The following is a 26,308-nucleotide window of genomic DNA, read 5'->3' as shown; positions in this document are numbered from 1 at the left end:
TACTGTGGCGAAATCGAATCTGGTGATCGTCGAGTCCCCGGCGAAGGCCAAGACCATTGGCAAATATCTGGGGCCCGGCTATCAGGTGAAGGCCTCCATGGGCCATGTCCGGGACCTGCCCAAAAGCAAGCTGGGCGTGGATGTGGACAACGACTTCACGGTGGACTATCAGCCCATCAAGGGCAAGGAAGAGGTCATCGACGACCTGACCAAGGCCGCCAAGAAGAGCGATAAAGTATTTCTGGCCACCGACCCTGACCGGGAAGGAGAGGCCATCTCCTGGCATCTGAAGGAGATGCTGGGGATTCCTGACGACAAGACCTACCGGGTGACCTTCAACGAGATCACCAAGAAGGTGGTCAATGACTCCATCGCCCACCCCCGTGCCATCGACATGGACCTGGTCAATGCCCAGCAGGCGAGAAGGGTGCTGGACCGCATCGTGGGCTATCAGATCTCCCCCCTGCTGTGGAAAAAGATCCGCCGGGGCCTGTCCGCCGGCCGGGTACAGTCGGTGGCCACCAGGCTGGTGTGTGAGCGGGAGGCAGACATCAAGGCCTTCGTGCCTCAGGAATACTGGTCCCTGGAGGCCGATCTGGCCCGTATCTCCCCCAATCTGGGGCAGTTCAAGGCCAGCTTCTACGGCAGAGAGAAGAAGATGGAACTGAACAGCGAACAGGCCGTTCAGGAAGTGGCCCTGGCCGTCCAGGCTGCCCCCTTCTCTGTGAAGAGCGTCAAGCGCCAGGACAAGCAGCGCAACCCGGCGCCCCCCTTCATCACCTCTACCCTCCAGCAGGAGGCCAGCCGCAAGCTGAACATGACCCCCCGGCGCACCATGTCCATCGCCCAGCAGCTCTATGAAGGCGTGGACATTGAGGGCGAGGGTACCGTGGGTCTCATCACCTATATGCGTACCGATTCCCTCCGTCTGTCCGACGAGGCTACCGCCGCCGCCCGGGATTTCATCCTGTCCCGTTACGGGGAGCAGTACTACCCCGGCAAGCCCCGGGTGTACAAGACCAAGTCGGGGGCCCAGGACGCCCACGAGGCCATCCGGCCCTCCAACGTGGCCCTCACTCCGGAGGACATCAAAAAGTCCCTCACCGCCGAGCAGTACAAGCTCTATAAATTGATTTGGAGCCGCTTTCTGGCCTGCCAGATGGCTTCCGCCATCTATGACAGCGTGTCCATCGAGGTGGAGTCCGCCGGCTATACCTTCCGGGCCACCCACTCCTCCCTCAAGTTCTCCGGCTACACTGCCGTGTACGTGGAGGGCAAGGACGAGGAGGACGAGACTTTCCAGTCCCCCCTGCCTGACCTGAAGGAGGGGGAGCCCCTGGAGCTGAAGGGGTTAACCCCTGACCAGCACTTCACCCAGCCCCCCAGCCGCTACACCGAGGCCACCCTCATCAAGGCCCTGGAGGAGAAGGGCATCGGACGCCCCTCCACCTACGCCCCCACCATCTCCACCATCCTGGACCGGGAGTATGTGGTGAAGGAGGGCAAAAACCTGCGGCCCACCCCTCTGGGCGAGGTGGTCACCGGCCTGATGAAGGACAAATTCACCGATATTGTGGATACCGCCTTCACCGCCAACATGGAGGAGCAGCTGGACGAGGTGGAGACCGGCAAGGTGGACTGGAAGAGTCTGCTGAGCCAGTTCTACGGCGGCTTTGAGAAGGAACTGAAGCAGGCAGAGCAGGACCTGGACGGCGAGCGCATCAAGGTGCCCGACGAGGTGTCCGACGTGATCTGTCCCAAGTGCGGCCGCAATCTGGTATATAAATCCGGCAGGTTTGGCAGGTTCCTGGCCTGTCCCGGCTGGCCGGAGTGCGACCACACCCAGCCCATCGTCATCGAGATGCCGGGCAAGTGCCCCAAGTGCGGCGGCAAGATTCTGAAAAAGACCTCCAAGCGGGGCTATGCCTATTATGGCTGCGAGAACAACTCCAATAAGGATGAGGCCCGCCGCTGCGACTTTATGACCTGGGATGTACCTGTGAAGGACAACTGTCCCGAGTGCGGCCATACCCTGTTTAAGAAGTCGGGCCGTGGGTTCAAGAAGCCCTTCTGCATCAACCCCGAGTGCCCCAACTTCCTGCCCGAGGACCAGCGGGGCTATAAGAAAAAGACCACCGCCGCCACGGAGACTCCTGCGGAGGGCGCTCCCCCCGAGGAGGAGAAGAAGCCCGCCAAGAAGACGGCGGCGAAAAAGACCGCCACCAAGAAGACGACGGCCGCCAAAAAGACTGCCGCCGCCAAAAAGACCACAACAAAAAAGACGGCGGCCAGGAAGCCTGCCGCCAAACAGAAAGCGGAATCGTAGGGGCGGCCGCAAGGGTCGCCCCTACGGGCTGAAAAGGAGAACCTATGGAACCTGTACGCGTGATCGGCGCGGGTCTGGCCGGGTGTGAGGCTGCGTGGCAGCTGGCCCGGCGGGGCATCCCCGTGATCCTGAAGGAAATGAAGCCCCACAAAATGACCCCCGCCCACCACACCCAGTGGTTCGGCGAGCTGGTGTGCTCCAACTCCCTGCGCTCCGACCAGCTGGAGAACGCGGTGGGCCTGCTGAAGGAGGAGCTGCGGCGGATGGGTTCCCTCATCCTGTCCTGCGCCGACGAGCACAGGGTGGAGGCCGGCGGCGCCCTGGCGGTGGACCGCCACGGCTTTGCTCAGGCCATCACCGAGAAGATCCGCAATCATCCCCTCATCACAGTGGTGGAGGAGGAAGTCACCCGGATTCCCGAAGAGGGCAACGTGATTGTGGCCTCCGGGCCCCTGACCTCCGACGTGCTGGCGGATGCCATTAAGGATTTCTTCCCGGAGAGCCACTACCTCAACTTCTTTGACGCCGCCGCCCCTCTGGTCACCTTTGAGAGCGTGGACATGGAGAGCGCCTTCTTTGCCTCCCGCTACGACAAGGGCACTCCGGACTACATCAACTGCCCCATGACCGAGGAGGAGTACGACGCATTCTGGACCGAGCTGTGTGCCGCCCAGGAGGCGGAGGTCCACGGTTTTGAGGACAAGAATGTGTTTGAGGGCTGTATGCCGGTGGAGGTCATGGCCCGCCGGGGCAAGCAGACCCTGTGCTACGGGCCACTGAAGCCCCGTGGTCTGCGGGACCCCAAGACCGGCAAGGAGCCCTTCGCTGTGGTGCAGCTGCGGCGGGATAACGCTGACGGCACCATCTACAATCTGGTGGGCTTCCAGACCCACCTGAAGTGGCCGGAGCAGAAGCGGGTGTTTTCCATGATCCCCGCCCTGAAAAACGCGGAGTTTGTCCGCTACGGCGTCATGCACCGCAACACCTATCTGGATTCTCCCCGGCTGCTGGACCGGTATTACCGGGTGAAGAAGGACCCGCGTATCTGCTTTGCCGGGCAGATCACCGGCGTGGAGGGCTATGTGGAGTCCACCGCCTCCGGCTTCCTGGCGGCGGTGGAGCTGGCCCGGCGGCTCACCGGCAAGCCGCCGGTGGATTTCCCTCAGGAGACCGCCACCGGCGCGCTGGCTCTGTATATCAGCAATGAGAGCGTTACCGATTTCCAGCCCATGAACGTGAATTTCGGCATCATCCCGCCTCTGGGCTATAAGGTCAAGGGCAAGCGGAATAAGAATGCCGAATTGAGTAAGCGGGCTCTGGAAATGCTGGCGGGACTGGATGTAGAATAAGGCGCGTCCGCTTGCCCGGGAGCGAAAGCGACCCGCCGCCGTGCGGCGCCAAGTATTTTGCGAAGCAAAATCTTGATGCCGGGCGAATTCACTTCGCCCGAGCAGATTTAAGGATCGGGGCTCCCACGGAAATATGATTTCCGTGGGGAACAAGCGGAACAAGAACGCTGAATTGAGTAAGCGAGCCTTGGAAGCGCTGGCGGGACTGGATGTGGAGGGCCGATGAGGGCATCGGCCCCTACAGACGGTGGAGGGAGAGGCCCAGCCTCAGGCCCTGGAGAAAGGCGGCCTCCTGATCCCGCAGGCCCTGCTCATCCGTGAGGTCCCGTAGCTTGTCCACAAAATCCTCCCCCAGACTGCCCCTGACGGCATCCAGATGCCGGGACAGCAGCCGCTGGCGGGAGGAGTCCTCAGCGTCGGGGACGGCGGGGAAATGCTCCTGAGACAGGGAGAACAGGTCGGAAATCAAAAGGTTCATATCACAACCCCACTAATAGCGTGTATTTATTATACACGCTATTAGTGGGGGTCGTCAAGGGGGGATTTGGTGTACTCCAACGAGTTATTTGGCATACGGTTGAAGGAACTGCGAAAACTGCGGGGCGAGACTCAGCAGGAGCTGGCAGAATTGCTGGGGATCAAACCAAATCAGATCGGTGAAATGGAAAATGGACGGAAAGCGTCAACCTTTGCCAAACTGGCCCAGCTGTGTGAGCATTACAATGTGTCGGCGGATTATCTGCTGGGCCTGATTGACGAACCCCGTCCCCTGACAGACGGGCAGCAGGGGCGGTAAGGGGAACGCGGGCGACCACAAGGGTCGCCCCTACGAGCAGAGGCACGGAACTTCCCCGTAGGAGCGACCTTTATGGTCGCCCGTCCCGGATTTGCCCCATACCAGATACGGAAAGAACATAGAAAGAAGAGGAGAACCATATGAAGATCATCGTAGACGCCATGGGGGGCGACAACGCGCCGGCTTCCAATGTGCGGGGCGCACTGGCCGCGGTCCGTGAGCTGGGGGTGGAGGTCATTCTGGTGGGCCGGGGAGAGGATATCCTCAAGGTCCTGAAGGACGACGGTATCAACGAGCTGCCTCCCGGCCTGGAGATCGCCCACGCCAGCCAGGTGGTGGAGATGTGCGGCAACCCTGCCACCGCCTTCCGGGAGAAGAAGGACTCCTCCCTCACCGTGGGCCTCAACCTGCTGAAAAACGGGGACGGCGATGCCTTCGTGTCCGCCGGCAGCACCGGCGCCCTGCTCTCCGCCGCCACCCTGATGATCAAGCGGGTGCGCGGCATCCGCCGGGCCGCCCTGGCTCCTGTGGTGCCCACCGGTGCCGGCGGGGCGGTGCTCATCGACTGCGGCGCTACCGCTGAGGGCACTCCGGAGTACCTGCTCCAGTTCGCCTTTATGGGCTCCTACTACGCCGAGCGGGTGCTCAAGCGCCCCGAGCCCAAGGTGGGCTTGTTGAACATTGGCGCTGAACCCTCCAAGGGCACCGACCTGCAGCGGGAGGCCCACGCCCTGCTCACCGCCGCCGACAAGGCCGGGCGCATCCACTTCGTGGGCAACGTGGAGGCCCGTGAGGCGGTGTTTGGCCAGGTAGATGTCATTGTGTCCGACGGCTACTCGGGCAATATCTTCCTCAAGACCATGGAGGGCACCGCTGGGTATATGGCCAAGGAACTGAAGGCCATGTTCAAGAAAAGCTTCCTGACCAAGCTGGCTGCGGTGCTGGTGTCCGGCGGACTGAAGCAGTTTAAAAAGAAGATGGACTCCAGCGAGGTGGGCGGTACCGCTCTCATCGGCATTTCCAAGCCGGTGATCAAGGCTCATGGTTCCTCTAATGACTACGCCATCAAGAACGCCATCCGTCAGGCCCGGGATTTTGCGTCCTCCGGCATGATCGACGATCTGGTGGACAATATCGAATATATGCGCCTGCCTACCAACGCAGAGGAAAAAATTTGAGTTACCTATTGACAGGCCCTCAAGACTTGCACTATTATCATAGTGCAAATGCAAAGACGCCGTCGGACGACGGATGCGACAGGAGTAGATGAACATGATTTTTGAGAAGATTGCCGGTCTGCTGTCCGAGCAGTTTGGTGTGGAAACCGACAGCATTACCATGGACACCTCCTTCGAGGACCTGGGCGCCGACTCTCTGGACATCGTGGAACTGACCATGGCGGTGGAAGAGGAGTTCGGCCTGGAGAATATGGACGAGGATGACCTGTCCGGCGTTGCCACCGTGGCCGACCTGGTCCGCTATCTGAAGTCCAAACTGGAAGACTGACACAGGATCAGACTGGGGAGCCCCGCCGACGGCGGGGCTCCTGTCATGAAAGGGAGGGACGGCCATGGAAGCCTTGGAAGAAAAGCTGGGTTACCGCTTCAACCAGCGGGCCCTGTTGGAAAATGCTCTGACCCACAGCTCCTATGCCAACGAGAATAAAGCGAGAGGGTGCCAGAGCAATGAGCGGTTGGAGTTTCTGGGAGACTCCGTGCTGGGTATGGTGACGGCGGACTACCTGTTCCGCACCCATCCCGATCTGCCCGAGGGGGATCTGACCCGCACCCGGGCAGCTCTGGTGTGCGAGGGCAGCCTGGTGGAGGTGGCCCAGCAGCTGGACCTGGGGGCCTACCTGAAACTGGGCAAGGGTGAGGATGCTGGCGGCGGCCGGGAGCGGCCCTCCATCGTGGCCGACGCGGTGGAGGCGGTGATCGCTGCTGTCTACCTGGATGGCGGCATCGGCTCCGCCCGTAAGATCATCCAGAAATTTATCCTGGACCGGGAAGAGGAGAAGAGCGCCAGCCGGGACTACAAAACTGCCCTGCAGGAGCTGGTCCAGCGGGAGAGTGGCCAGGTGCTGGGCTATCAGCTCATCGGCGCCGAGGGCCCCGATCACGCCAAGATCTTCTCGGTGGAGGTGGACCTGAACGGTACCCCAATCGGCCAGGGCAAGGGCCGCAGCAAAAAAGAGGCAGAGCAGGCAGCAGCCAAGGCCGCCATCGAGAAGCTGAAGGGCTGAGGGCATCAACTGGAAAGAAACAGGACTGCGGATCATCCGCAGTCCTGTTTTATGTGTTTCGGGGGCAAAAGGATTTGCAATAGCCTCCATTCCTTGATATAATACTTTATTCAGAAGTATATGTGTTGCGAGGTGCCGCCTTGTATTTAAAAGCGCTGGAGATCCAGGGATTCAAATCATTCCCGGATAAAACGGTCCTCTCCTTCGGGGAGGACATCACCGCTATCGTTGGTCCCAACGGCAGCGGAAAATCGAATATCTCCGACGCCATCCGCTGGGTCATGGGGGAGCAGTCCACCAAGGCCCTCCGTGGCGGTAAGATGGAGGATGTGATCTTCGGCGGTACCGCCCTGCGCAAGCAGCAGGGCTTTGCCGAGGTGTCCCTGGTGCTGGACAATACCGACCACATCTTCCCGCTGGAGGAGAGCGAGGTCATGGTCACCCGCCGGTACTACCGCTCCGGCGAGAGTGAGTACTACATCAACCGCCGTTCCGTCCGCCTGAAGGACGTGAACGAGCTGTTCATGGACACCGGCCTGGGCCGGGAGGGCTATTCCATCATCGGTCAGGGCCGTATCGACGAGATCCTGTCGGTGAAGAGCGGCGATCGCCGGGAGATTTTTGAGGAGGCCGCCGGTATCTCCCGCTTCCGCCACCGGAAGGAGGAGGCCGAGCGCAAGCTGGAGCGCACGCAGGAGAACCTGGTGCGTATCACCGACAAGATCGATGAGCTGGAGTTCCAGGTAGAACCTCTCCGCCAGCAGAGCGAGAAGGCCAGGAAGTTCCTCATCCTGCGGGACGAGCTGCGTGGGCTGGAGATTTCCCTGTGGCTGGACCAGCTGGAGAAGATTCGTTCCGGGTCCCGCAAGACCCTGTCCGACTACGAGAATGCCCTCCGTCAGAAGGGGGAGGTCCAGCAGCAGGTGGAGGACCTGTACGCCGCCGCTGAGGCATTCTCCGCTCAGATGCGGGACAAGGACGTGGAGACCGAGGGCGTCCGCTTCCAAATGATGCAGCGGGAGGCCGATGCCAACAGCCTGGAAAACGCTATCGCCGTCCTCAAAACCAATATTCAGAACAACCTGGAGAACCGGGACCGCATCCAGCGGGAGCTGGAGCAGCAGGAGGGCCGGGCTGACTCCATCGCCGCCCAGATCGGGGAGCGCAAGACCCGGCTGGAGGAGCTGGAAGGCCAGACCGCCGGCCTGCGGCAGCAGCTGGCTGACCGCCAGAATGAGGCTGCCTCCGCCAGCCGCTCCGCCGGGGCCATTGCCCAGGAGCTGGAGGACCTGCGCCGGAAGGAGGCGGTGGAGAACGCCTCCGCCGCCGACGCCAAGGCCCTCATTTCCGCCCTGGCCGCTGCCGCCCAGGAGGTGTTGGACCGGGACGAGGCCATGCGTCAGGAGCTGGCTTCCGGTGAGGAGCGGCTCCATGAGGCGGAGGAGACCCGCCGTCAGGCCGCCCAGGAGCTGGACCAGGCCAGGGAGGACCGGGACAGCTTACAGAACATCATCAGCGGTTACGCCCTGCGGCTGGAGACCCGGCAGCGGAAGGCCAGGGAAGCGGAGGAGCGCCACGTCAAACTCCAGATGGAGGACAACGCCCTGAACTCCCGCATCCATATGCTCTCCGAGATGGAAAAGATGTATGAGGGCTACTCCAAAGCGGTAAAGCTGGTGATGGGGGAGGCCAAGAAGGGCCAGCTTCGGGGCATCCACGGCCCGGTAGCCGGACTCATCCATGTGCCTGACGCCTGTACGGTAGCCATCGAGATCGCCCTGGGGGGCGCCATGCAGCATATTGTGGTGGAGCGGGAGGAGGACGGCAAGGCCGCCATTCAGTACCTGAAGCGCCGGGACGGCGGCCGGAGCACCTTCCTGCCCGTGACCTCCATGCGGCCCTCCGACTTCCGGGATCAGGGCGTGCGCAGGGAACCCGGCTTTGTAGGCCTGGGCAACGAACTCATCCAGTTCGATCCCCGGTATGAGAAGATCTTTTCCAACCTGCTGGGCCGCACCGTGGTGGCCGAGGATATGGACAAGGCCATTGCCATGGCCCGCAAATACAACTACCGCTTTAAGATCGTCACTCTGGACGGCCAGGTGCTCAACCCCGGCGGTTCCATGACCGGCGGTTCGGCGTCCCGCAGCGCGGGCATTCTGAGCCGGGCCAACGAGTTGGAGCGGCTGGCTCAGCAGCGCACCGGCGTGGCCCAGCAGCTGGCCGACGCGGCCCACGTCATGGAGGAGGCCAAGCGGGAGGCTACCGCCGCCGCCTACGAGATGGAGACGGCTCAGGCCCAGCAGCGCCGCCATGAGGACGACATCCTTAAGCTGGAGGAGCGCCTGGGCCATTTGGATACCCAGCTGGCCGATTTGAAGAAGCAGCGTGCCGACCAGAAGAGTGAGCTGGAACAGCTCCAGGCACGTTCTGCCCAGATCGAGGCGGATACCCGTGCCGCCCGCGCCCGGGTGGAGTCCCTGGAGGGAGCCGCCGCCGCCCTGCGGGCCGAGGCGGAGGGTAAGGCCAGAGGCCAGAGCGAAGCCCAGGAGAAGGCTACGGCTTTGGGCGAGGCCATTGCCGAACTGAATATGCGTCTGGCCGCCCTGGAGGCGGAGGCCCAGGCCGCCCGGAAGTCCATGACCGAACTGGAAGAGCTGCGCCGGGATCTGACCGGCGACAAGGCCGAGCGAGAGCGGATGCTTACCCAGTTCCAGGAGAAGAACGCCGATCTGGAGCGGGAGATTGCGGAGAAGGAGCGTCAGCTCCAGGACATCCGACTGGAAAACCAGGACCGCCAGGCCGCCATCAGCCGCATCAACGACGAGAAACTGGCCCTGGAGGCCCAGCGCAACCAGGCAGACAAGGATGCCCGGGACAAGAACAGCGCCCTGCTCAACCTGGAGCGGGAGGTGTCGGTGCTGGAGCAGAAGAAGGCTGCCGCCGCCATGGAGGAGAAGAACCTGCTGGAGAAGCTGTGGGAGACCTACGAGCTGTCCCACCAGGCGGCCATGGCCCAGCGGGTGGAGCTGGAGAGCGTCCCCAAGGCCCAGCGCCGGGTGGGAGAGCTGAAAAAGTCCATTTCCTCTCTGGGCAACATCAACCTGGACGCCATCGACGAGTTCCAGCGTATCAACGAGCGCTATACCTACCTCACCGACCAGCGGGACGATGTGCAGAAGTCCAAAAAGGAGCTGGAGGGCATCATCGCCGATATCACGGAGGAGATGCGCGCTATCTTTGCCAAGCAGTTTGCCGTGCTCAACGAGTCTTTCCAGCAGACCTTTACGGAGCTGTTCCAGGGCGGTAAGGCCACTCTGGAGCTGGAGGACCCCAATGATATCCTCAACTGCGGCATCGAGATCAAGGTGCAGCCCCCCGGCAAGGCGCTGAAGGTGCTCTCCCTGCTGTCCGGCGGCGAGAAGGCCTTCGTGGCCATCGCCCTCTATTTTGCCATTCTGAAGGTGCGGCCCACTCCCTTTGTAGTGATGGACGAGATCGAGGCCGCCCTGGACGACGCCAACGTGGTGCGCTTTGCCCACTATATGCGGCAGATGGCGGACAAGACTCAGTTTATCGTCATCACCCACCGCCGCGGTACCATGGAGGAAGCGGATGTCCTCTATGGCGTCACCATGCAGGAGCAGGGCGTCAGCCGGATGCTGACTATCAACCTGAACGATGTGGAGAAAGAACTGCACATTAAGTGATATCTTTACGGGTTGGTGGCTGACGCCCACCCGCCGAAGGCGGGGCGGCGCTTGCGCCGTCAAGTGTTTTGCCCTGGGGAAAAACCTTGAAATCGCCGGGATTCATTTCCGGCGATTTGAGTAAAATCAAGGGGTCCCCGCCCAGCCTTGGCTGGGCGGGGGATCAGCCGGATGCTCACCATCAACCTGAACGATGTGGAAAAAGAACTGCATATCAAATAAGGCGGCAGTTTTATCAACAACCGAAAGGAACCAAAATCAATATGGGCTTTTTTGCAAAGATCAAGGCGGGTTTGACCCGCACCAAGGAGAACATCGGGCACTCCATCGACCAGCTGTTTGCCGGTGAGCTCAACGACGACTTCTACGACGAGCTGGAGGAGACCCTGATCCTGGGCGACATGGGCGTGGACACCACCCTGAAGGCGGTGGAAGAGCTGCGCCGCCGGGTGAAGGAGGAGAAAATCAAGGATATGGACTCCGCCCGGGCCTGCCTGCGGCGGGTGCTCACCGAGATGCTCCAGGTGGGCGAGCCGGAGCTCCACCTCACCACCACCCCCTCGGTGGCCCTGTTCATCGGTGTGAACGGCGTGGGCAAGACCACCACCATCGGCAAGCTGGCCGCCAAAATGAAGGGGGAGGGCAGGCGGGTGCTGATGGCTGCTGCCGACACCTTCCGGGCCGCCGCCGCCGACCAGCTGGAGATCTGGAGCCAGCGCTCCGGGGTGGAGATCGTCCGCCAGCATGAGGGGGCCGACCCCGCCGCCGTGGTCTTTGACGCGCTCACCGCCGCCAAGGCCAGAGGCACCAATGTCATCCTCATCGACACCGCCGGCCGGCTGCACAACAAGCAGAACCTGATGAACGAGCTCAACAAGATCTCCCGGGTGGTGGACCGGGAGCTGCCCGGCTGCGACCGGGAGACTCTGCTGGTGCTGGACGCCACCACCGGCCAGAACGGCCTGATCCAGGCCAAGCAGTTCAAGGAGGCTGCCGGTATCACCGGTATCGTCCTCACCAAGCTGGACGGCTCCGCCAAGGGCGGCATCGTCATCGCCATCGCTCAGGAGCTCCAGGTGCCGGTGAAGTACATCGGCGTAGGCGAGGGCATTGACGATCTGATGCCCTTTGAAGCGGAGGCCTTTGTGGAAGCGCTGATTTAAGGGAGGTTATCTGATATGGCCAGAATTGACGGACGGGCGGCGGACCAGCTGCGGCCTGTAGAGATCATTCCTAATTTCAACAGATTTGCCGAGGGTTCCTGCCTCATTCGCTGCGGCAACACCCAGGTGCTGTGCTGCGCCAGCGTGGAGGAGCGCACTCCGCCCCACGTTCCCGAGGGGGAGGGCTGGGTCACCGCCGAGTACTCCATGCTGCCCCGGGCTAACCGGGAGCGGTCCAAGCGGGACGTGTCCAAGCTGAAGCTGTCTCCCCGCTCGGCGGAGATCCAGCGGCTGGTGGGCCGGTCCCTCCGTGCCTGCGTGGATATGAAAAAGCTGGGTGAGCGCTCTGTAACCATCGACTGCGACGTGCTCCAGGGGGATGGCGGCACCCGTACCGCCAGCGTCACCGGCGGCTATGTGGCCCTGGCCCTGGCACTGAAGAAGGTGGGTGCTGCTGACGCTCTGGTGGATCAGGTGGCTGCGGTGTCCGCCGGCATTGTGGATGACCAGCTGCTGCTGGACCTGTGCTATGAGGAGGACTCCTCCGCTCAGGTGGATCTGAACTGCGTGATGACTGGGGACGGCAGACTGGTGGAGCTCCAGGGGACCGGCGAGGGCCGGGCCTTCACGCTGGAGGAGCAGCGGGCTCTGGTGGATCTGTGCGCCAAGGGCATCGCCCAGCTCCAGACCATCCAGAAAAACGTACTGGAGGGCTGAGACATGAAAATGGTATTGGCCAGCAAGAACGCCCACAAGCTGGTGGAAATGAAGACCATCCTCTCCCAGCTGGGGGTGGACGTGGTGCTGGAGTCCGAAGTGGGCGTGGACGTGGATGTGGAGGAGACGGGCACTACCTTTGAGGAGAATGCCTGGCTGAAGGCCCATGCGGTATGTGAGGCCTCCGGCCTGCCCGCCATTGCCGACGACTCCGGCCTGTGTGTGGACGCTCTGGGTGGTGCCCCCGGCGTGTACTCCGCCCGCTACGGCGGTCCCGAGCTGGACGACGTGGGGCGGTACAAGCTGCTGCTGGAGAATCTGCGGGGCCAGCTGGACCGGCGGGGCAAATTTGTCTCCGCCATCTGCTGCTGCTTCCCCAATGGGGACAAGGTGGAGGCCAGAGGAGAGTGCACCGGCACCATCGCCTACGCCCCCAAGGGCGAGGGCGGTTTCGGCTACGACCCGGTGTTCTTTATCCCGGGACTGAAAAAGACCTTTGCGGAACTGACCGCAGAAGAGAAGAATGCCATTTCCCACCGGGGAAATGCACTGAATAAATTTAAAACAGAATTGGAGAATTATCTGAATGGAATTGACAAGTAAACAGCGGGCCCAGCTGCGGGGCCTGGCCAACAGCATTGACACCATCCTGCACATAGGCAAGGACGGCATCGGCGACAACCTGGTGAAGCAGGCTGACGACGCGCTGGAGGCCCGGGAACTCATCAAGGGCAAAGTGCTGGAGAATTGTATGCTCACCAGCCGGGAGGCGGCGGAGGAACTGGCCGCTGTTACCCGCAGCGATGTGGTGCAGGTGATCGGAACAAAATTTGTTCTGTATCGTCCAACCCACAAAAAGGATAAGAAAGACAAGATCATTCTGGTATCGGACAAAAAGCGCAAAGCATAATAAACGAGGGGGGCATGGTCATGAAGCTGGGCATCTATGGCGGGACCTTCAATCCACCCCATTTGGGGCATTTGACCTCGGCTCAGGCGGCAATGGACGTGCTGGGACTGGACCGTTTACAGTTTGTTCCAGCGGCGCTGCCGCCCCACAAGCAACTGCCTGAGGGCAGCCCCGGCCCCCGGGAACGGCTGGCTATGGTGGAGTTGGCAGCAGACAGCCTGCTGCTGCCTGACCAGATCGGGGTGAGTGATCTGGAGTTGACCCGGCCCGGGAAGAGTTATACGGCCGATACCCTGGAGCAGCTCCACGCACAGCATCCCGACGCGGAACTGTGGTTGATGATGGGTACCGATATGTTTCTTACCCTGCAGAACTGGCGGGAGCCGGAGCGGATCACCCGCCTGGCGGGGGTATGTACCTTTGCCCGTACCCAGAGCGACAGTGGCGAGGCACTGAACATCCAGGCGGAGTATCTGCAAAAGACCCTTGGAGCCAAGACCTGTGTGCTCCAGCTGCCCCATATTGTAGACGTATCCTCCACCCAGCTGCGGGAACTGTTGGCCCGGGGAGAGGGACAGGAGTATCTGTCTCCGGCGGTATATGGATATATCATCCGTCACGGACTCTACGGTGTTCACTATGACCTCAAGCAGCTGCCTGACCGGGAACTGCGGGCCTGCGCCTGCTCCATGATCCGGGCCAAGCGGATCGCCCACATTCGGGGCACCGAAGAAGAGGCGGTGCGTCTGGCCCGCCGCTGGGGCGCCGACGAAGAAAAGGCCCGCCGGGCGGGTATCCTCCATGATATTACAAAATATCTGGAGATGGACGAGCAGTTGCAATTATGCCATAAATATGGTATCGTACTGGATGATTTGGAACAGCGTGCTGTCAAGCTGCTCCATTCCAAAACCGGGGCGTGTGTGGCCCGGGATGTGTATGGAGTGAGCGACGATATTTACAATGCGATTTTCTGGCATACCACCGGCAAAGCGGATATGACGCTGCTGGAGAAGATTCTGTACATTGCCGACTACATGGAGCCCAACCGGGATTTCCCCGGTGTGGATAAGCTGCGGAAGCTGGCCTATGAGGATCTGGACCAGGCCGTGCTGCTGGGCTGCGAGATGAGTATTCAGGAGATGAAGGACCGGGGCCTGCCGGTCCACGGCAACACGCTGCAGGCCAGGGACTGGCTGAGGAGCAAATCCAGCAGAAAGGAACCTTGAGATGAACCCGGAAGAGAAAAAGAACAGCCGCGGCGGCGCCCGGCTCGCGAAAGAGCAAAAGCCGCCCAAAGCCCCCAAGCAGAAAAAGCCGAAGCCCCAGCGCTCCCCAAAGGAAAAGGCGCTGCGCATTTTCTTTATTGTATTGACGGTCATCGCTGCACTGATTGTGGTTTTGTTCGTCGCTTATAAACTCCTGGTGGTCAAGCCGCAGATTCCCAGTGTGACCCCGCCCGACGCTCAGGCCTCTGCCGGAATGGAGATGACGGGACCCAAACTGTCCGGCGACCGGAAGGAGGAGTTCTACACCTTCCTGGTGGTGGGACGGGATACCGGCGGCGGCGGCAACACCGACACCATTATGGTCATGTCCTACGACATTCCCAACCAGCAGCTCAATGTGCTGAATATTCCCCGTGATACCATGGTCAATGTGCCCTGGGACGTGAAGAAGATCAATTCCGTCTACAACTGGGCTCCCAAGTATGACAAGGACGGCATCGACTATTTGAAGGAGGAGATCTCCTACCTCATCGGATTCCAGCCCGACTTCACCATGGTGGTGGAATGGGAGGCTGTGGGCGAGTTGGTGGACGCCATCGGGCCGGTGTGGTTTGACGTGCCCTATGATATGAATTATGATGACGGCACTCAGGATCTCTACATCCATCTGAAAGCCGGTCCCCAGGAGATCGACGGTGACGAGGCCATGCAGCTGCTGCGCTGGCGGAAGAACAACAAGATTGAAAACGGCAAGCTGATCGTCTACGGCGGCTATCCCTCCGGCGATCTGGGCCGCATTCAGACCCAGCAGGATTTCCTGAAAGCGGTCATCGAGACCTGTCTGAACAACCTGACTGTGGACAAGATCCCCGCCCTGGCCCAGATCTTTTTTAACAATGTGGATACCCGCGGTACCCTTACCGTGAATAACCTGGCCTGGTTTGCCCAGGAGGCCATTCTGGGCGGGCTGAGCATGGAGAACGTCAACTTCATGACTCTGCCTTGTGAGGGCGCCTGGGTATACAGCCGGACGGTAGGCAACAAGCAGTCCTATGTGACCCCCATCCAGAATCAGACCCTGGAGATGATCAACACCTACTTTAATCCCTATTTGGAAGACATCCGGCTGGATCAGCTGGACCTGATGAGTGTGAACGATGATGGGTCCCTGTCCTCCACCAGAGGATATGTGGAGGATAGCTACGCTGCCAAGCCTCAGGGCGGCAGTTCGTCCGGTTCCTCTGGTTCGAGCAGTTCCAGCGGTTCCGGCACCTCCACCCCCAAGCCCAGCAGTACCCCCAAGCCGGAGGTAACTGCTACCCCCAAGCCCAGTAACAGCCCGGCGGCCAGTGCTCAGCCCTCGGCAACCCCGGTGCCCACATCTACCCCGGTGGCAAGCGCTCAGCCGTCTGCGACCCCGGTGCCCACCCCTACGCCAGCGCCTACGCCGGCAGCCACACCCGCTCCGGAACCGACCCCGGAGATTGGCCCGGGAATGCCGCCTGTGGAATAAAGGAGAGATTTTATGTTAACACCCAAGGAAATTGCCCTGCTGGCCGCCAAAGCTCTGGACAGCAAGAAGGGCCTGGATATCAAGGTACTGGAGACCGGTCATCTGACCACTCTGGCCGACTATTTTGTGCTGTGTTCCGCTACCTCCACCACTCAGATCAAGGCCCTGGCCGATGTCTGTGAGAAGGAGCTGAAGGATGCCGGCGAGCCCCCCCACCATGTGGAGGGCCACCGGGGCGGCATCTGGATCCTGCTGGATTTCTCCTCCGTGGTGGTCCACATCTTCAATGAGGAGGCCAGAGAGTTCTACGATCTGGAGCGCCTGTGGAGCGATGCTACCCCCGTGGATCTGTCCGGTGTGCTCACTGAAAACTAAAGCAATAAAAAAGTGTCGCGGGAATTCCCGCGACACTTTTTTATTTCATGATGACTGGGGTGGAGGTCCATTCCAGCCCACAGGGCTTTGGGGTGGAGAAGCACAGCCCATATAGGTCAGTGTACCGGACCTCCGCCTCAAAGAGCTGCCGGGCGGGGCCGGTAAGGATTTTGGCATGGGCGGGCTTGGTGAGCATGGGCAGAGTGCAGCGTTTTTTCATGTCCTTCAGCAACACCTGCCCCTGGCCATTGAACCCCAGCACCCGGACGTAAGGGGGGAGGACAGGGCGGTCTGTCGTTAGATCCAAAAAGGCGGACAGAGCCAGCCGCCGCAGCCGGGCATGGGTGTACCGTTTGGTCTTGGCCAGGGAATAGAATTCATCCAGGGAGAAAGCCTGTCGGGCGGCGTGGATCAGCCGTTCCGGAAGGCCCTCCGCCGCGCCGCTGTCAGGTAGGATGCGCCACTGTTCAGCATCCATGGTGCGCAGTTTGGCCAAAATGGCCCGCTCGATATGGGACAGGGAGGAGGCTGCCCCAAGCTGCTCCAGGGTGCCTGCGGGGACCAGCGGGGCGGCGTCTTGGTACCGCCCCGCCCGCAGCAGCCGGCGGATCTGGGTGGCGGAAGCAAAACCCTCCACCGTCTGGCTTCCGTTGTGCTCCGCCCCCCGGCGGGATATCGTCACCACCTCCATGGAGGCGTTCAGATGGCGGAGCGCCCGCAGGTACTCCACCCCCAGGTTGTTGTTGGGGGTGGACAGGCAGGAACAATTTGCAGCCTCCTGCCGGGCGGCTGGAAAGGACAACCCTCTGTCCAGAGCAGCCCGCAGTCTGGCCGGATAGTCTGGGGAATCCAGAGCCTCCGCCGCATGGCGCAGTTCATCAGTGCTGCCGCACTCGCTGCCGAAGGAGAGAGTATCCACCACCCCGGTAGCGGCAAGAATAGATACCGCCCCACGGGCAAAGGTCTCAGCCGAAGACATGGCCCAGGGGGTGGGAAGTTCCAAAATCAGATCGGCGCCCCCCTTCAGGGCAAACTCCGCCCGGGTCCACTTGTCCGTAACGGCGCAGTCCGCCCCCTGGACCCAGTGGCCACTCATAACGCACACCACGGGACGGTCCTCCCCCAACAGGCGGCGAGTGTGGGCGATGTGCCAGGCGTGACCCAGATGGAATGGATTGTATTCCGCAACGATGCCGACGGCCCTCATGGCTTTTCCTCCAGAACAAGAGTAAAATTTTTCTCCCTTTCAGTAAAAATGTGGGTTGTTCTTTGTGTCAAAAAGGGATAAAATAAAACCGATATGTTTCTGTTATTGTACTACGGGAACGCCTGGCTCTCAAGCCATAGTTTATCAGGAAAAGTAAGGAGAGATGGAACGATGAAAGTTCTGGTCATCAACGCTGGCAGCTCTTCCCTCAAGTATCAGCTCATGGACCCCGGCACCCGAGAGGTGCTGGCCAAAGGTCTGTGTGAGCGCATCGGCATCGACGGCCGCCTGACCCACAAGGTCCCCGCCAAGGACGCCAAGTATGAGTTTGAGATCCCCATGCCCACCCATGCCGAGGCCATTCAGGCTGTGCTGGACGCTCTGCTCTCCAGCGAGCACGGTGTGATCAAGAGCGCCTCTGAGATCGATGCTGTGGGTCACCGCGTGGTCCACGGCGGCGAGAAGTTCGCCGGCTCCGTGCGCATCACCGATGAGGTCATGGCCGCTCTGGAGGAGTGCATCCCCCTGGCCCCGCTCCACAACCCCGCCAACATCACCGGTATCAAGGCCTGTGAGCAGGTCATGCCCGGCGTGCCCATGGTGGGCGTGTTTGACACCGCTTTCCATCAGACCATGCCCGCCAAGAGCTACATCTATGCTCTGCCCTACGAGTACTATGAGAAAGACAAGGTCCGCCGCTATGGTTTCCACGGCACCTCTCACCGCTATGTGTCTCAGCGTGCCGCCGCTATGCTGGGCAAGCCCATTGAGGAGCTGAAGATCATCACCTGCCACCTGGGCAACGGCTCTTCCGTGGCCGCTGTGGACTGTGGCAAGAGCGTGGACACCTCCATGGGCTTCACCCCCCTGGCCGGTCTGCCCATGGGCACCCGCTCCGGTGATCTGGACGCCGGCATCATGGAGTACCTGATGAACAAATATGGCTGGGACATGAAGGAAATGATGAATGTCCTCAACAAGAAGTCCGGCGTGCTGGGTATCTCTGGCGTGTCCTCCGACTTCCGCGATGTTGAAAATGCTGCCAATGACGGAAACCAGCAGGCTGCTCTGGCTCTGGAGGCCTTCCAGTACGGCGTGAAGAAGCTCATCGGCGCCTATGCCGCCGCTATGGGCGGTGTGGACGCCATCGTGTTCACCGCCGGCGTGGGCGAGAACGATGCCAACACCCGTATGGCTGCTGCTTCCGGTCTGGAGTTCATGGGCGTAAAGATGGACGCCGAGGCCAACAATGTCCGGGGCAAGGAGAAGGTTATTTCCGCCGCCGATTCCAAGGTAAAGGTCCTGCTCATCCCCACCGATGAGGAGCTTATGATCGCCATGGATACTGCCGCCATCGTGGGCAAGTAAGAAAAACAAAGCATCTTTTCAAAGGGGCGCTGCTGTGCAGCGCCCCTTTTGCATGAAAAATGGAAGGGCTGCCATCGGTTGTGATTTTTTAGAAAAATTTCATCCTTTTTTTATGGAAGATTTGAGACGGGTCTGTTATGCTATCCAGCGAAGTGGTTGGGAACAAATTGTGAATTCTGTTCCCGCCCTGTTGACATATGACAGGTTGTCGGATTAAGATAATGCGACAGGTTGTCAGGTCTGGAGGGAACCACTGTGCCAAGTATGACTTTTTTCCATCTGCCGGCAGAAAAACGGGAGCGGCTGCTGGCGGCGGCCCGGGCGGAATTTGTTCGGGTGCCCTATGAGGATGCCTCCATCAACCGGATAATCCGGGATGCGGGTATTCCAAGGGGCAGCTTCTATATGTACTTTACCGATAAGGAGGACCTGTTCCACTATCTCATGGAGTCCTATGGCCAGCAGTTGGTGGAACAGGTGGAGGAATGGCTGGACCGGGATGGGGGCGATTTGTTTCAGGCCTTTCTGGACCTGTTTGACTATTTGCAGGCCAACCGGAACAGCGACAACTTCCGGGAGATGGCGGGGATACTCCGCCGTAATCAGCGGCTCCAGCCGGGACTCATCCTCAGTCGACAGGGGCCCTGCGCCATTGTGGACCGCCTGCGGGACAAGATCGAGCTGTCCCGGCTGGATCTGCGCAGCGAGACCGATCTGCCAGATCTGTTTCATCTGCTGATCTCCGCGGTAGCGGGGACCATGCTGACAGCAGCGCAGGATGGTGGTGTGGAGCAGGCCAGAGCCAGGCTGATCCGTATTCTGGGGATCTTACAGCGAGGTGTGGCGGCCAAAGAGGCCGCGCCCGGCTGGGGACAGCAATGAAAAGGAGAAACGACCATGGAAGCAACCCAAGTAAAATCGGAAACCACAGTGGCGCCGAAGGAGGAGCAGAAGAAGCTCCCGGAGTTCAAGGCGCCCAAAAAGAAGCGCAAGTGGGTCAAGCGGGTGATCGTTCTGGCGGTGATCGCGGCGATCATTGTCTTTATGCTCTCCCGCTGTATGGGTGCGGGCAAACAGATCATCAGCAGCGCCTATCTGCCTTACACGGCCTCCATGCAGAATATGACGGTGTCCGTGTCGGGTACCGGCACCATTGAGCCCATCCAGTCCTACAAGGTAACTACCCTGGTCAGCGGCGAGATCCTGGAGGCTCCCTTTGAGGAAGGTCAGACGGTACATAAGGGCGCCGTACTTTTCCGCATCGACGCCAAGGATGTGGAAAACAACATTGAGCAGCTCCACCTCAATGTCCGTTCGGCCCAGCTGGCCCTGGATGATTTGCTCAAGACCCGGAGCGACAACCAGAAGGATCGGAACATCACCGCCAAGGACGCCGGAGTCATCACCGAGCTGCACGTGGAGCAGGGGGACACTGTTACGGCGGGCACTGTGATCGCCGATGTGTTGGACCGGGATCACATGAAGCTGAAGGTACCCTTCCATGGGGCGGACGCCGCCGGCTTCTATGTGGGACAGACCGCCACGGTGACAGTGAACGGCACCGGTTCCACCCTGACCGGTACAGTGGCTGAGATCGCCGCCACCGATGAGGTGGGAGCGGGCGGCACTTTGGTGCGCCAGGTAACCATTCAGGTCAACAACCCGGGTGTGCTGTCTGAGACCAGCCAGGGTACCGCCTCCATTGGCGGCGCAGCCTGCGCGGCCAGTTCCAACTTTACCTATGCCGCCTCCGCTCAGATCACGGCCAAGGCCTCCGGCGACCTGGATGTGCTCCATGTGAAAGAGGGGGACCGTGTCAGTGCGGGGCAGGTCATCGGCGTGATTGCCGAAGCGGATCTGGACACCCAGATCGAGAATGCCAGGATCGCTCTGGAAAATGCTCAGCTCTCCCTGAAAAATGCCCAGGAGAAGCTGGATGACTATACTATTACTTCTACCATTGACGGCCAGGTCATTGAAAAGAATCTGGATGTGGGAGATAACATCAGCGGAATGTCAAACTCCGGTACGACCGTGACCTATCCCGCCGTGATCTATGACCGTTCCCAGCTCACCTTTGAGATGGATATCGACGAGCAGGATATCAGCCAGATCCAGGTGGGTCAGAAGGTGGAGATCACCGCCGACGCCCTGGATGGGCAGAGCTTCACCGGCGTGGTGGATAAGATCAACATCAACGGCACCACCGCCAGCGGACACACCAGCTATCCGGTCACGGTTCTGGTGGACGGCTCCCCTGAAGAGCTGTATCCCGGTATGAACGTCTCCGCCAAGATCATTGTGGAAGAGGTGGGCAATGTGCTTGTCCTTCCGGTGGAAGCTGTGGAGCGGGGGAACACTGTTTTGGTGGCTACCCCTGAGTGCCTGGATGAAAAAGGAAACGTGGTGGACATCACCGCCGCGGAGGCACGGCAGGTCACCCTGGGCCGCAACGACGACAGCTACATCGAGATCGTGGACGGTCTGGAGGCGGGGGAAGTGATCCTGGCCCCCAGTCCCCAGGGGTCCAATATGATGGAAGCTATGATGGGGATGGGTTAAGCCATGGAACACCTCATTGAACTCAAAGACGTCTATAAAATCTACCAGATGGGGGAGGAGACCGTCCACGCCCTGGACGGCGTCTCCCTGACGGTGGATCAGGGGGAATTTGTGGCCATCGTGGGTCAGTCCGGCTCCGGCAAGTCTACCGCTATGAATATCATCGGCTGCCTGGATGTGCCCACCTCCGGCACCTATCATTTGGGCGGGGTGGATGTGTCCACCATGGACGATGACCAGCAGGCCGAGATCCGCAACAAGATGCTGGGCTTTATCTTCCAGCAGTATAACCTCATACCCAAGCTCAATGTACTGGAAAATGTGGAGCTGCCTCTGCTGTATGCCGGCGTACCTGGCAGCGAGCGCCGGGAGCGGGCCCTCCAGGCTCTGGAGCGGGTAGGGCTGGTGGATAAACGGAAAAACCTGCCCAGCCAGCTCTCCGGCGGTCAGCAGCAGCGGGTCTCCATTGCCCGTGCTCTGGCGGGAAATCCCTCGGTGATCCTGGCCGACGAGCCCACCGGCGCGCTGGATTCCCGTACCGGCCGGGAGGTGTTGGGCTTCCTTCAGAAACTGAACGCCGAGGGAGATACCGTGGTCCTCATCACCCATGATAACTCTATTGCAGTAAGGGCCAAACGTATTGTCCGCCTTCAGGACGGCCGGATCATCTATGACGGAGACGCTCGTGATCCTAAAGCCGTGGTCCAGCCCGAGCTGGAGGAGGAGCTCGGCGGAGCCAGGGAGGTGCTGAATCTATGAAGATAGGGCAATCCTTCCGGTTGGCCATCAAAAGCCTAATGACCAGTAAGGTGCGGGCGCTGCTTACCATGCTGGGTATCATCATCGGCGTGGCGGCAGTCATCGTCATTGTCTCCCTGGGCAATGGGATGCAGCAGTACATGAACAGCCAGTTTGAGCAGGTCGGCGTCAATATGATCCAGGTGGGGATCTATTCCTACGGTGGAAACCGGGAAGCCGGGCCGGATGATTTTTACACACTGGCAGAGAAATACCCACAGTACATCGATTCGGTGAGCCCCTATCTCAGCGCCACCACCATTGTCCGGCAGGGCGCACAGGAGTATGAGCGCACCAAAGTCTACGGCGTCAGTGAAACCATGTACAACAGCCAGAAGGGTCAGACGGCCACCGGTGACAAGCTGAAGGAGGGGCGCTTTCTCAGCTATGTGGATGTGGAAAAGAATCAAAAGGTGTGTGTGATCGGCAGCTACCTCAATGAGGATATGTTTGGAGGTCAGGGCCTGGGACAGACACTGACCATAGGGGGCGTACCCTATACTGTCATTGGTACGCTGGCCCAGAAGGCGGATTCCACCGAGGGCAGCGGCGATGATCAGATCTATCTGCCTTACGGGCTGGTGGAGCAAATCAATGCCGCCAGCGGCGGCATTGGAATGAATTCTTATCTGGTCACCAGCACCAGCAAGGATACCTCCTCCGCCGCCAAGGGCGTTATTGAGAATATGCTCTTTCGGATCTATGGGGACAGCAGCGCCTATCTCGTTATGACCTCGGCGGAAATGATGGAAATGATGGACTCCATGCTGGGCGTGCTCATGACCATTCTGGTGGTCATCGCCGCGATTTCCCTGGTGGTAGGCGGCATCGGCATTATGAATATTATGCTGGTATCGGTGACCGAGCGCACCCGGGAGATCGGCATTCGAAAATCTCTGGGTGCCAAGGGCCGGGACATCCGCAGCCAGTTTATCATTGAGGCAGGTACCACCTCCGCCATCGGCGGCGTAATCGGCATCCTATTGGGTATCCTGCTGGCCAATCTGTTTACTGTGATAGTGGGGGCGGTGATGAGCGACGCCGAGGGCTTTGCCGCCATTCCCAATCTCAGCGGCATCCTGGTATCTTTTGGCGTATCGGTGGGCATCGGCGTCCTGTTCGGCTACCTGCCTGCCAACAAGGCGGCCAAACTGAACCCCATCGATGCGCTGCGATACGATTGACGCTTGGGGATGAACCTCTTGCCTCCTGCCTTCAGGGGGTATATACTTACGGTAACGAAGGCCCGTTTCCGTAGGAAGGAGAAAAAAGATGAAACATAGACTGTTATCCGGACTGCTGGCCCTGGTTTTGGTATTGGGACTGGCTCCTGCGGCGCTGGCGGCCCCTCCGGCCGAGGAGGAGGCTGCCCAGGTACTGGCCGCGCTGGACATTATGGTAGGAGACGAAAATGGTGATCTGGCTCTGGACCGCACCATCACCCGGGCGGAATTCACCAAAATGACAGTGGCTGCCTCCACCAGCCGGGATACGGTAGGGGATACGGTGGCTGTCAAGCCCTATCCGGACGTGCCCCAGACCCACTGGGCGGCTCCCTATGTGAAAGCCGCTGTGGACCTGGGCCTGGTTCAGGGAGATCTGTATGGCAACTTCAACCCAGACCGGAAGATCACCCTGGCGGAAGGGGTCACTATGGTACTGCGGCTGCTGGGCTATACCGACAGCGACTTTACCGGGGTTTGGCCCGCCGGTCAGATGGCTCAGTACCGGGCCCTGGATCTGGACGAGGGCGTAAATTGCGCTCAGAGTGAGAACATGACCCGGCGGGACGCCCTGTACCTGTTTTACAATCTGATGATTACCAAGAACAAGGAGGGGGTCTACCACCTGAATGTGCTGGAACCCACCTTGAATCTGGTGAATGCGGCCGGCGAACTGGACCGGGTGGCTCTCATCAACTCTGCCATGGAGGGGCCGGTGGTGGCCTCCGCCAACTGGCAGGGTGCCCTGCCCTTTAATGCCTCCGCTGCCACGGTATACCGCAACAGCAAGGCGGCCACACTGGGCAGCATACAGGCCCAGGACGTGCTCTACTGGTCCAAATCCATGCGGACGGTGTGGGCTTACTCAGATAAGGCCACCGGTACCCTGGAGGCCCTCAGCCCCTCCGCTTCCGCGCCCACTTCGGTGACAGTGGCGGGCAAAACCTATGCCATTGAGACCACCTCCGCCGCCTATGCGCTGTCCGACCTGGGCAGCTATGCGGTGGGCGATCAGGTCACCTTGCTGCTGGGCCGCAACGGCGGCGTGGCCGCCCTGGGTGAGGGGCCCGGCGAAGGCACGCTGATTTACGGTGTGATCACCAAAGTGGAAAACCTGCCCTATGATGACGGAAATAACGGTTCCTATACCGCCCGCACGGTGACGGTGGCAGCCACCGACGGCAGCAGCTACCGCTACCAGTGCAGCGAAAAGAGCCTGGAGGAGGGGGACCTGGTCCAGGTCATCACCGGCGACAGCAGCGTCCAGGTGAAGCGGCTGAGCACCGTCAAGCTGACCGGCAAGGTCGGTTCCGACGGCAGCAAGCTGGGCGGCTATGTGCTGGCAGACGATGTGCAGATCATTGATACCTATGAATCCCGTACACCGGTGCGGGTCTATCCCAGCCGGTTGGCGGGGGTGGAACTGACCGGCAGCATGGTGCGCTACTATGCCCTCAACAGCGACGGGGAGATCAGCCATCTGATCCTCAACGATGTGACCGGCGATCTGCACCAGTATGGCATCATTACCGATGTGAATGAGGTCAATGTGAGCCTGCCCACCGGCGGCTTCCAGATCTCCTCCGCCTATACTTATGATGTGGGCGGTAAGGAGCTGGTGTTTGGCTCCGACTCCAAAATCTACAATCTGAAGACCGGCCCCTGCCAGGTCAAGATGGACAGTGATACCAATGTGGAGCGCCTGTACAGCCTGAATGAGCAGAAGCTGGACAGCGTCAGTGTCAGCGGGAACTTTGCCGTGGGCACCGACCGGAGACAGTATGCTCTTTCCGAGCAGGTGGTGGTTTACGTCTATGATAAGGGCGAGTATCTGCTCTCCAGCCTGTCCAAGGTGACGGAAGGAGACTATACCCTCACCGGCTGGTGCGACAAGAGCGAGAGCGCCGGCGGCCGGATCCGCGTGATCGTGGCCCGGTAAGCCTCAGAAGAAATACCCCCGCCCCGCAGAGTCAGATATACTCTGCGGGGCGGGGGTTATCATTTAGAATACAGAAATTTCCGAGCAATGTGTATAAGCCCTCTCCGGCCTGTCCAAAATAAGGATCGGAGGTGCTGAAGCGTATGAAAAAATCATTCTACCACCATTTCAGCGACTTTATCGAGGGAAAGGGATTTTACATCGTCCTGGCTCTCTGTATTGCGGCCATCGGGATCTCCGGCTGGTTCCTGTTTTCCTCCCTCACCGGGGAGCAGGAGAAGCAGCCCGTGGGCGGTACAGCCAGCATCACGGTGACCCCGGCCCCTACCCCGGCCGCCAGCGTGATGCCGGTGAAGCCAACTGTGACCGCAACCCCCAGGCCTACCGCCACGGTTCCCGCCGTAGCCCCCGCCACACCCTCGGCCACAGTCCAGCCCACCCCCACGCCCAAGAGCGCGCCCACCTCCCTCACCTGGCCGGTGCGGGGAGAGGTGCTCACCAATTACAGCGTGGAGACCCTGGCCTATGATGTGACCATGGCGGACTGGCGCACCCATGCTGGTGTGGACATTGCCGCCGCTGCCGGCACAGAGGTCCGGGCCCCCGCCTCTGGTGTGGTGGTTGAGGTAACGGAGGATGTGATGCTGGGCACCACCGTGGTCATCGACCATGGCGGCGACCTGACCACTACCTGCGCCAACCTGGCCTCCGTTCCCACGGTGGAGGTGGGGGATGAGGTCGCCGTAGGTGACATCATCGGCTCGGTAGGGAATACCGCTATTGCCGAGAGTGCCCTGGCCAGCCATCTGCATTTCAGCGTGGAGCGGGAGGGCCAGAGTGTGGACCCCATGGAACTGCTGAAGGGATAACGGAAAAGAGCG

Annotated in this window: 23 protein-coding genes; 21 read left to right on the top strand and 2 right to left on the bottom strand. The window is 60.4% G+C overall.

The window, feature by feature from the left end:
- Window positions 1–4 precede the first annotated feature (4 nt).
- A complete protein-coding gene (topA, locus tag WHJ28_RS06530) occupies window positions 5–2,326 on the top strand; it encodes a type I DNA topoisomerase (protein ID WP_340040830.1) in 2,322 nt (773 codons plus the stop codon).
- A gap of 44 nt (window positions 2,327–2,370) precedes the next feature.
- Complete coding sequence (trmFO, locus tag WHJ28_RS06525) at window positions 2,371–3,675, top strand: methylenetetrahydrofolate--tRNA-(uracil(54)-C(5))-methyltransferase (FADH(2)-oxidizing) TrmFO (RefSeq protein ID WP_340040828.1); 1,305 nt, start codon at window positions 2,371–2,373, stop codon at window positions 3,673–3,675.
- Between the two features lie 238 nt (window positions 3,676–3,913).
- Here the strand turns inward: trmFO and WHJ28_RS06520 are convergent, their stop codons facing one another.
- The gene (locus WHJ28_RS06520) at window positions 3,914–4,153 is read right to left on the bottom strand and encodes a hypothetical protein (RefSeq protein ID WP_340040826.1); all 240 of its coding nucleotides are present in this window, start codon (window positions 4,151–4,153) and stop codon (window positions 3,914–3,916) included.
- 99 nt (window positions 4,154–4,252) lie between these two features.
- Between WHJ28_RS06520 and WHJ28_RS06515 the strand changes: the two genes are divergently transcribed.
- From WHJ28_RS06515 to rsfS, 12 genes are all read left to right on the top strand, one after another.
- Window positions 4,253–4,471, top strand: a complete 219-nt coding sequence (locus WHJ28_RS06515) for a helix-turn-helix domain-containing protein (protein WP_340040824.1) — start codon at window positions 4,253–4,255, stop codon at window positions 4,469–4,471.
- A gap of 140 nt (window positions 4,472–4,611) precedes the next feature.
- On the top strand, window positions 4,612–5,649 hold the full coding sequence (gene plsX / locus WHJ28_RS06510) for a phosphate acyltransferase PlsX (RefSeq protein ID WP_340040822.1): 1,038 nt from the start codon (window positions 4,612–4,614) through the stop codon (window positions 5,647–5,649).
- A gap of 94 nt (window positions 5,650–5,743) precedes the next feature.
- The gene (locus WHJ28_RS06505) at window positions 5,744–5,977 is read left to right on the top strand and encodes an acyl carrier protein (protein WP_340040820.1); all 234 of its coding nucleotides are present in this window, start codon (window positions 5,744–5,746) and stop codon (window positions 5,975–5,977) included.
- Window positions 5,978–6,041: 64 nt separating this feature from the next.
- A complete protein-coding gene (rnc, locus tag WHJ28_RS06500) occupies window positions 6,042–6,713 on the top strand; it encodes a ribonuclease III (RefSeq protein WP_340040818.1) in 672 nt (223 codons plus the stop codon).
- Window positions 6,714–6,853: 140 nt separating this feature from the next.
- Window positions 6,854–10,423, top strand: coding sequence for a chromosome segregation protein SMC (gene smc / locus WHJ28_RS06495; protein WP_340040815.1), 3,570 nt, complete (start codon window positions 6,854–6,856; stop codon window positions 10,421–10,423).
- A gap of 263 nt (window positions 10,424–10,686) precedes the next feature.
- Window positions 10,687–11,586 (top strand): signal recognition particle-docking protein FtsY, encoded by a 900-nt coding sequence (ftsY, locus tag WHJ28_RS06490; RefSeq protein WP_340040813.1) that lies wholly within the window; start codon window positions 10,687–10,689, stop codon window positions 11,584–11,586.
- A gap of 15 nt (window positions 11,587–11,601) precedes the next feature.
- On the top strand, window positions 11,602–12,303 hold the full coding sequence (gene rph / locus WHJ28_RS06485) for a ribonuclease PH (protein WP_340040811.1): 702 nt from the start codon (window positions 11,602–11,604) through the stop codon (window positions 12,301–12,303).
- Window positions 12,304–12,306: 3 nt separating this feature from the next.
- Window positions 12,307–12,906, top strand: coding sequence for an XTP/dITP diphosphatase (locus tag WHJ28_RS06480; RefSeq protein ID WP_340040809.1), 600 nt, complete (start codon window positions 12,307–12,309; stop codon window positions 12,904–12,906).
- Window positions 12,890–13,213 (top strand): ribosome assembly RNA-binding protein YhbY, encoded by a 324-nt coding sequence (gene yhbY / locus WHJ28_RS06475; protein WP_340040807.1) that lies wholly within the window; start codon window positions 12,890–12,892, stop codon window positions 13,211–13,213. The genes WHJ28_RS06480 and yhbY overlap by 17 nt, the downstream gene beginning before the upstream one ends.
- A 20-nt stretch (window positions 13,214–13,233) precedes the next feature.
- Window positions 13,234–14,442 (top strand): bis(5'-nucleosyl)-tetraphosphatase (symmetrical) YqeK, encoded by a 1,209-nt coding sequence (gene yqeK / locus WHJ28_RS06470; protein WP_340040805.1) that lies wholly within the window; start codon window positions 13,234–13,236, stop codon window positions 14,440–14,442.
- A 1-nt stretch (window position 14,443) separates the two neighbouring features.
- Window positions 14,444–15,955 carry an LCP family protein gene (locus WHJ28_RS06465; RefSeq protein WP_340040803.1) on the top strand — a complete coding sequence of 504 codons (1,512 nt, stop codon included), beginning with the start codon at window positions 14,444–14,446 and terminating at the stop codon, window positions 15,953–15,955.
- A 12-nt stretch (window positions 15,956–15,967) separates the two neighbouring features.
- Complete coding sequence (gene rsfS, locus WHJ28_RS06460; RefSeq protein WP_087266931.1) at window positions 15,968–16,330, top strand: ribosome silencing factor; 363 nt, start codon at window positions 15,968–15,970, stop codon at window positions 16,328–16,330.
- 40 nt (window positions 16,331–16,370) lie between these two features.
- Here the strand turns inward: rsfS and WHJ28_RS06455 are convergent, their stop codons facing one another.
- Window positions 16,371–17,537 carry a tRNA(Met) cytidine acetate ligase gene (locus tag WHJ28_RS06455; RefSeq protein ID WP_340040797.1) on the bottom strand — a complete coding sequence of 389 codons (1,167 nt, stop codon included), beginning with the start codon at window positions 17,535–17,537 and terminating at the stop codon, window positions 16,371–16,373.
- 171 nt (window positions 17,538–17,708) lie between these two features.
- Between WHJ28_RS06455 and WHJ28_RS06450 the strand changes: the two genes are divergently transcribed.
- The 7 genes from WHJ28_RS06450 to WHJ28_RS06420 all read left to right on the top strand — a co-directional run bounded on the left by WHJ28_RS06450 (window position 17,709) and on the right by WHJ28_RS06420 (window position 26,296).
- Window positions 17,709–18,905 carry an acetate/propionate family kinase gene (locus WHJ28_RS06450; protein WP_340040795.1) on the top strand — a complete coding sequence of 399 codons (1,197 nt, stop codon included), beginning with the start codon at window positions 17,709–17,711 and terminating at the stop codon, window positions 18,903–18,905.
- A 264-nt stretch (window positions 18,906–19,169) separates the two neighbouring features.
- A complete protein-coding gene (locus WHJ28_RS06445) occupies window positions 19,170–19,787 on the top strand; it encodes a TetR/AcrR family transcriptional regulator (protein ID WP_340040937.1) in 618 nt (205 codons plus the stop codon).
- 15 nt (window positions 19,788–19,802) lie between these two features.
- Entirely contained in the window at window positions 19,803–21,467 is a 1,665-nt protein-coding gene (locus WHJ28_RS06440; RefSeq protein ID WP_340040793.1) for an efflux RND transporter periplasmic adaptor subunit, read from the top strand.
- A 3-nt stretch (window positions 21,468–21,470) separates the two neighbouring features.
- Window positions 21,471–22,226 carry an ABC transporter ATP-binding protein gene (locus tag WHJ28_RS06435; protein WP_340040791.1) on the top strand — a complete coding sequence of 252 codons (756 nt, stop codon included), beginning with the start codon at window positions 21,471–21,473 and terminating at the stop codon, window positions 22,224–22,226.
- Window positions 22,223–23,449: an ABC transporter permease gene (locus tag WHJ28_RS06430; RefSeq protein WP_340040789.1), complete on the top strand. Its 1,227-nt coding sequence runs from the start codon at window positions 22,223–22,225 to the stop codon at window positions 23,447–23,449. The genes WHJ28_RS06435 and WHJ28_RS06430 overlap by 4 nt, the downstream gene beginning before the upstream one ends.
- Before the next feature lie 88 nt (window positions 23,450–23,537).
- Window positions 23,538–25,427: an S-layer homology domain-containing protein gene (locus tag WHJ28_RS06425; RefSeq protein ID WP_340040787.1), complete on the top strand. Its 1,890-nt coding sequence runs from the start codon at window positions 23,538–23,540 to the stop codon at window positions 25,425–25,427.
- Between the two features lie 143 nt (window positions 25,428–25,570).
- Complete coding sequence (locus tag WHJ28_RS06420; protein WP_340040785.1) at window positions 25,571–26,296, top strand: peptidoglycan DD-metalloendopeptidase family protein; 726 nt, start codon at window positions 25,571–25,573, stop codon at window positions 26,294–26,296.
- Window positions 26,297–26,308: the final 12 nt, after the last annotated feature.

It is taken from the genome of Flavonifractor porci, assembly GCF_037572415.1.
GTDB lineage: Bacteria > Bacillota > Clostridia > Oscillospirales > Oscillospiraceae > Flavonifractor > Flavonifractor porci.
This window is presented reverse-complemented; position numbering and strand designations above follow the sequence as displayed.

What these genes read in the sequence shown, in the direction of transcription:
- trmFO (WP_340040828.1), top strand. Translation starts at nt 2,371, where the DNA reads ATGGAACCTGTACGCGTGATCGGCGCGGGTCTGGCCGGGTGTGAGGCT.
- WHJ28_RS06520 (WP_340040826.1), bottom strand. Translation starts at nt 4,153, where the DNA reads ATGAACCTTTTGATTTCCGACCTGTTCTCCCTGTCTCAGGAGCATTTC.
- plsX (WP_340040822.1), top strand. Translation starts at nt 4,612, where the DNA reads ATGAAGATCATCGTAGACGCCATGGGGGGCGACAACGCGCCGGCTTCC.
- WHJ28_RS06505 (WP_340040820.1), top strand. Translation starts at nt 5,744, where the DNA reads ATGATTTTTGAGAAGATTGCCGGTCTGCTGTCCGAGCAGTTTGGTGTG.
- rnc (WP_340040818.1), top strand. Translation starts at nt 6,042, where the DNA reads ATGGAAGCCTTGGAAGAAAAGCTGGGTTACCGCTTCAACCAGCGGGCC.
- ftsY (WP_340040813.1), top strand. Translation starts at nt 10,687, where the DNA reads ATGGGCTTTTTTGCAAAGATCAAGGCGGGTTTGACCCGCACCAAGGAG.
- rph (WP_340040811.1), top strand. Translation starts at nt 11,602, where the DNA reads ATGGCCAGAATTGACGGACGGGCGGCGGACCAGCTGCGGCCTGTAGAG.
- WHJ28_RS06480 (WP_340040809.1), top strand. Translation starts at nt 12,307, where the DNA reads ATGAAAATGGTATTGGCCAGCAAGAACGCCCACAAGCTGGTGGAAATG.
- yhbY (WP_340040807.1), top strand. Translation starts at nt 12,890, where the DNA reads ATGGAATTGACAAGTAAACAGCGGGCCCAGCTGCGGGGCCTGGCCAAC.
- yqeK (WP_340040805.1), top strand. Translation starts at nt 13,234, where the DNA reads ATGAAGCTGGGCATCTATGGCGGGACCTTCAATCCACCCCATTTGGGG.
- WHJ28_RS06465 (WP_340040803.1), top strand. Translation starts at nt 14,444, where the DNA reads ATGAACCCGGAAGAGAAAAAGAACAGCCGCGGCGGCGCCCGGCTCGCG.
- rsfS (WP_087266931.1), top strand. Translation starts at nt 15,968, where the DNA reads ATGTTAACACCCAAGGAAATTGCCCTGCTGGCCGCCAAAGCTCTGGAC.
- WHJ28_RS06455 (WP_340040797.1), bottom strand. Translation starts at nt 17,537, where the DNA reads ATGAGGGCCGTCGGCATCGTTGCGGAATACAATCCATTCCATCTGGGT.
- WHJ28_RS06450 (WP_340040795.1), top strand. Translation starts at nt 17,709, where the DNA reads ATGAAAGTTCTGGTCATCAACGCTGGCAGCTCTTCCCTCAAGTATCAG.
- WHJ28_RS06445 (WP_340040937.1), top strand. Translation starts at nt 19,170, where the DNA reads ATGACTTTTTTCCATCTGCCGGCAGAAAAACGGGAGCGGCTGCTGGCG.
- WHJ28_RS06440 (WP_340040793.1), top strand. Translation starts at nt 19,803, where the DNA reads ATGGAAGCAACCCAAGTAAAATCGGAAACCACAGTGGCGCCGAAGGAG.
- WHJ28_RS06435 (WP_340040791.1), top strand. Translation starts at nt 21,471, where the DNA reads ATGGAACACCTCATTGAACTCAAAGACGTCTATAAAATCTACCAGATG.
- WHJ28_RS06430 (WP_340040789.1), top strand. Translation starts at nt 22,223, where the DNA reads ATGAAGATAGGGCAATCCTTCCGGTTGGCCATCAAAAGCCTAATGACC.
- WHJ28_RS06425 (WP_340040787.1), top strand. Translation starts at nt 23,538, where the DNA reads ATGAAACATAGACTGTTATCCGGACTGCTGGCCCTGGTTTTGGTATTG.
- WHJ28_RS06420 (WP_340040785.1), top strand. Translation starts at nt 25,571, where the DNA reads ATGAAAAAATCATTCTACCACCATTTCAGCGACTTTATCGAGGGAAAG.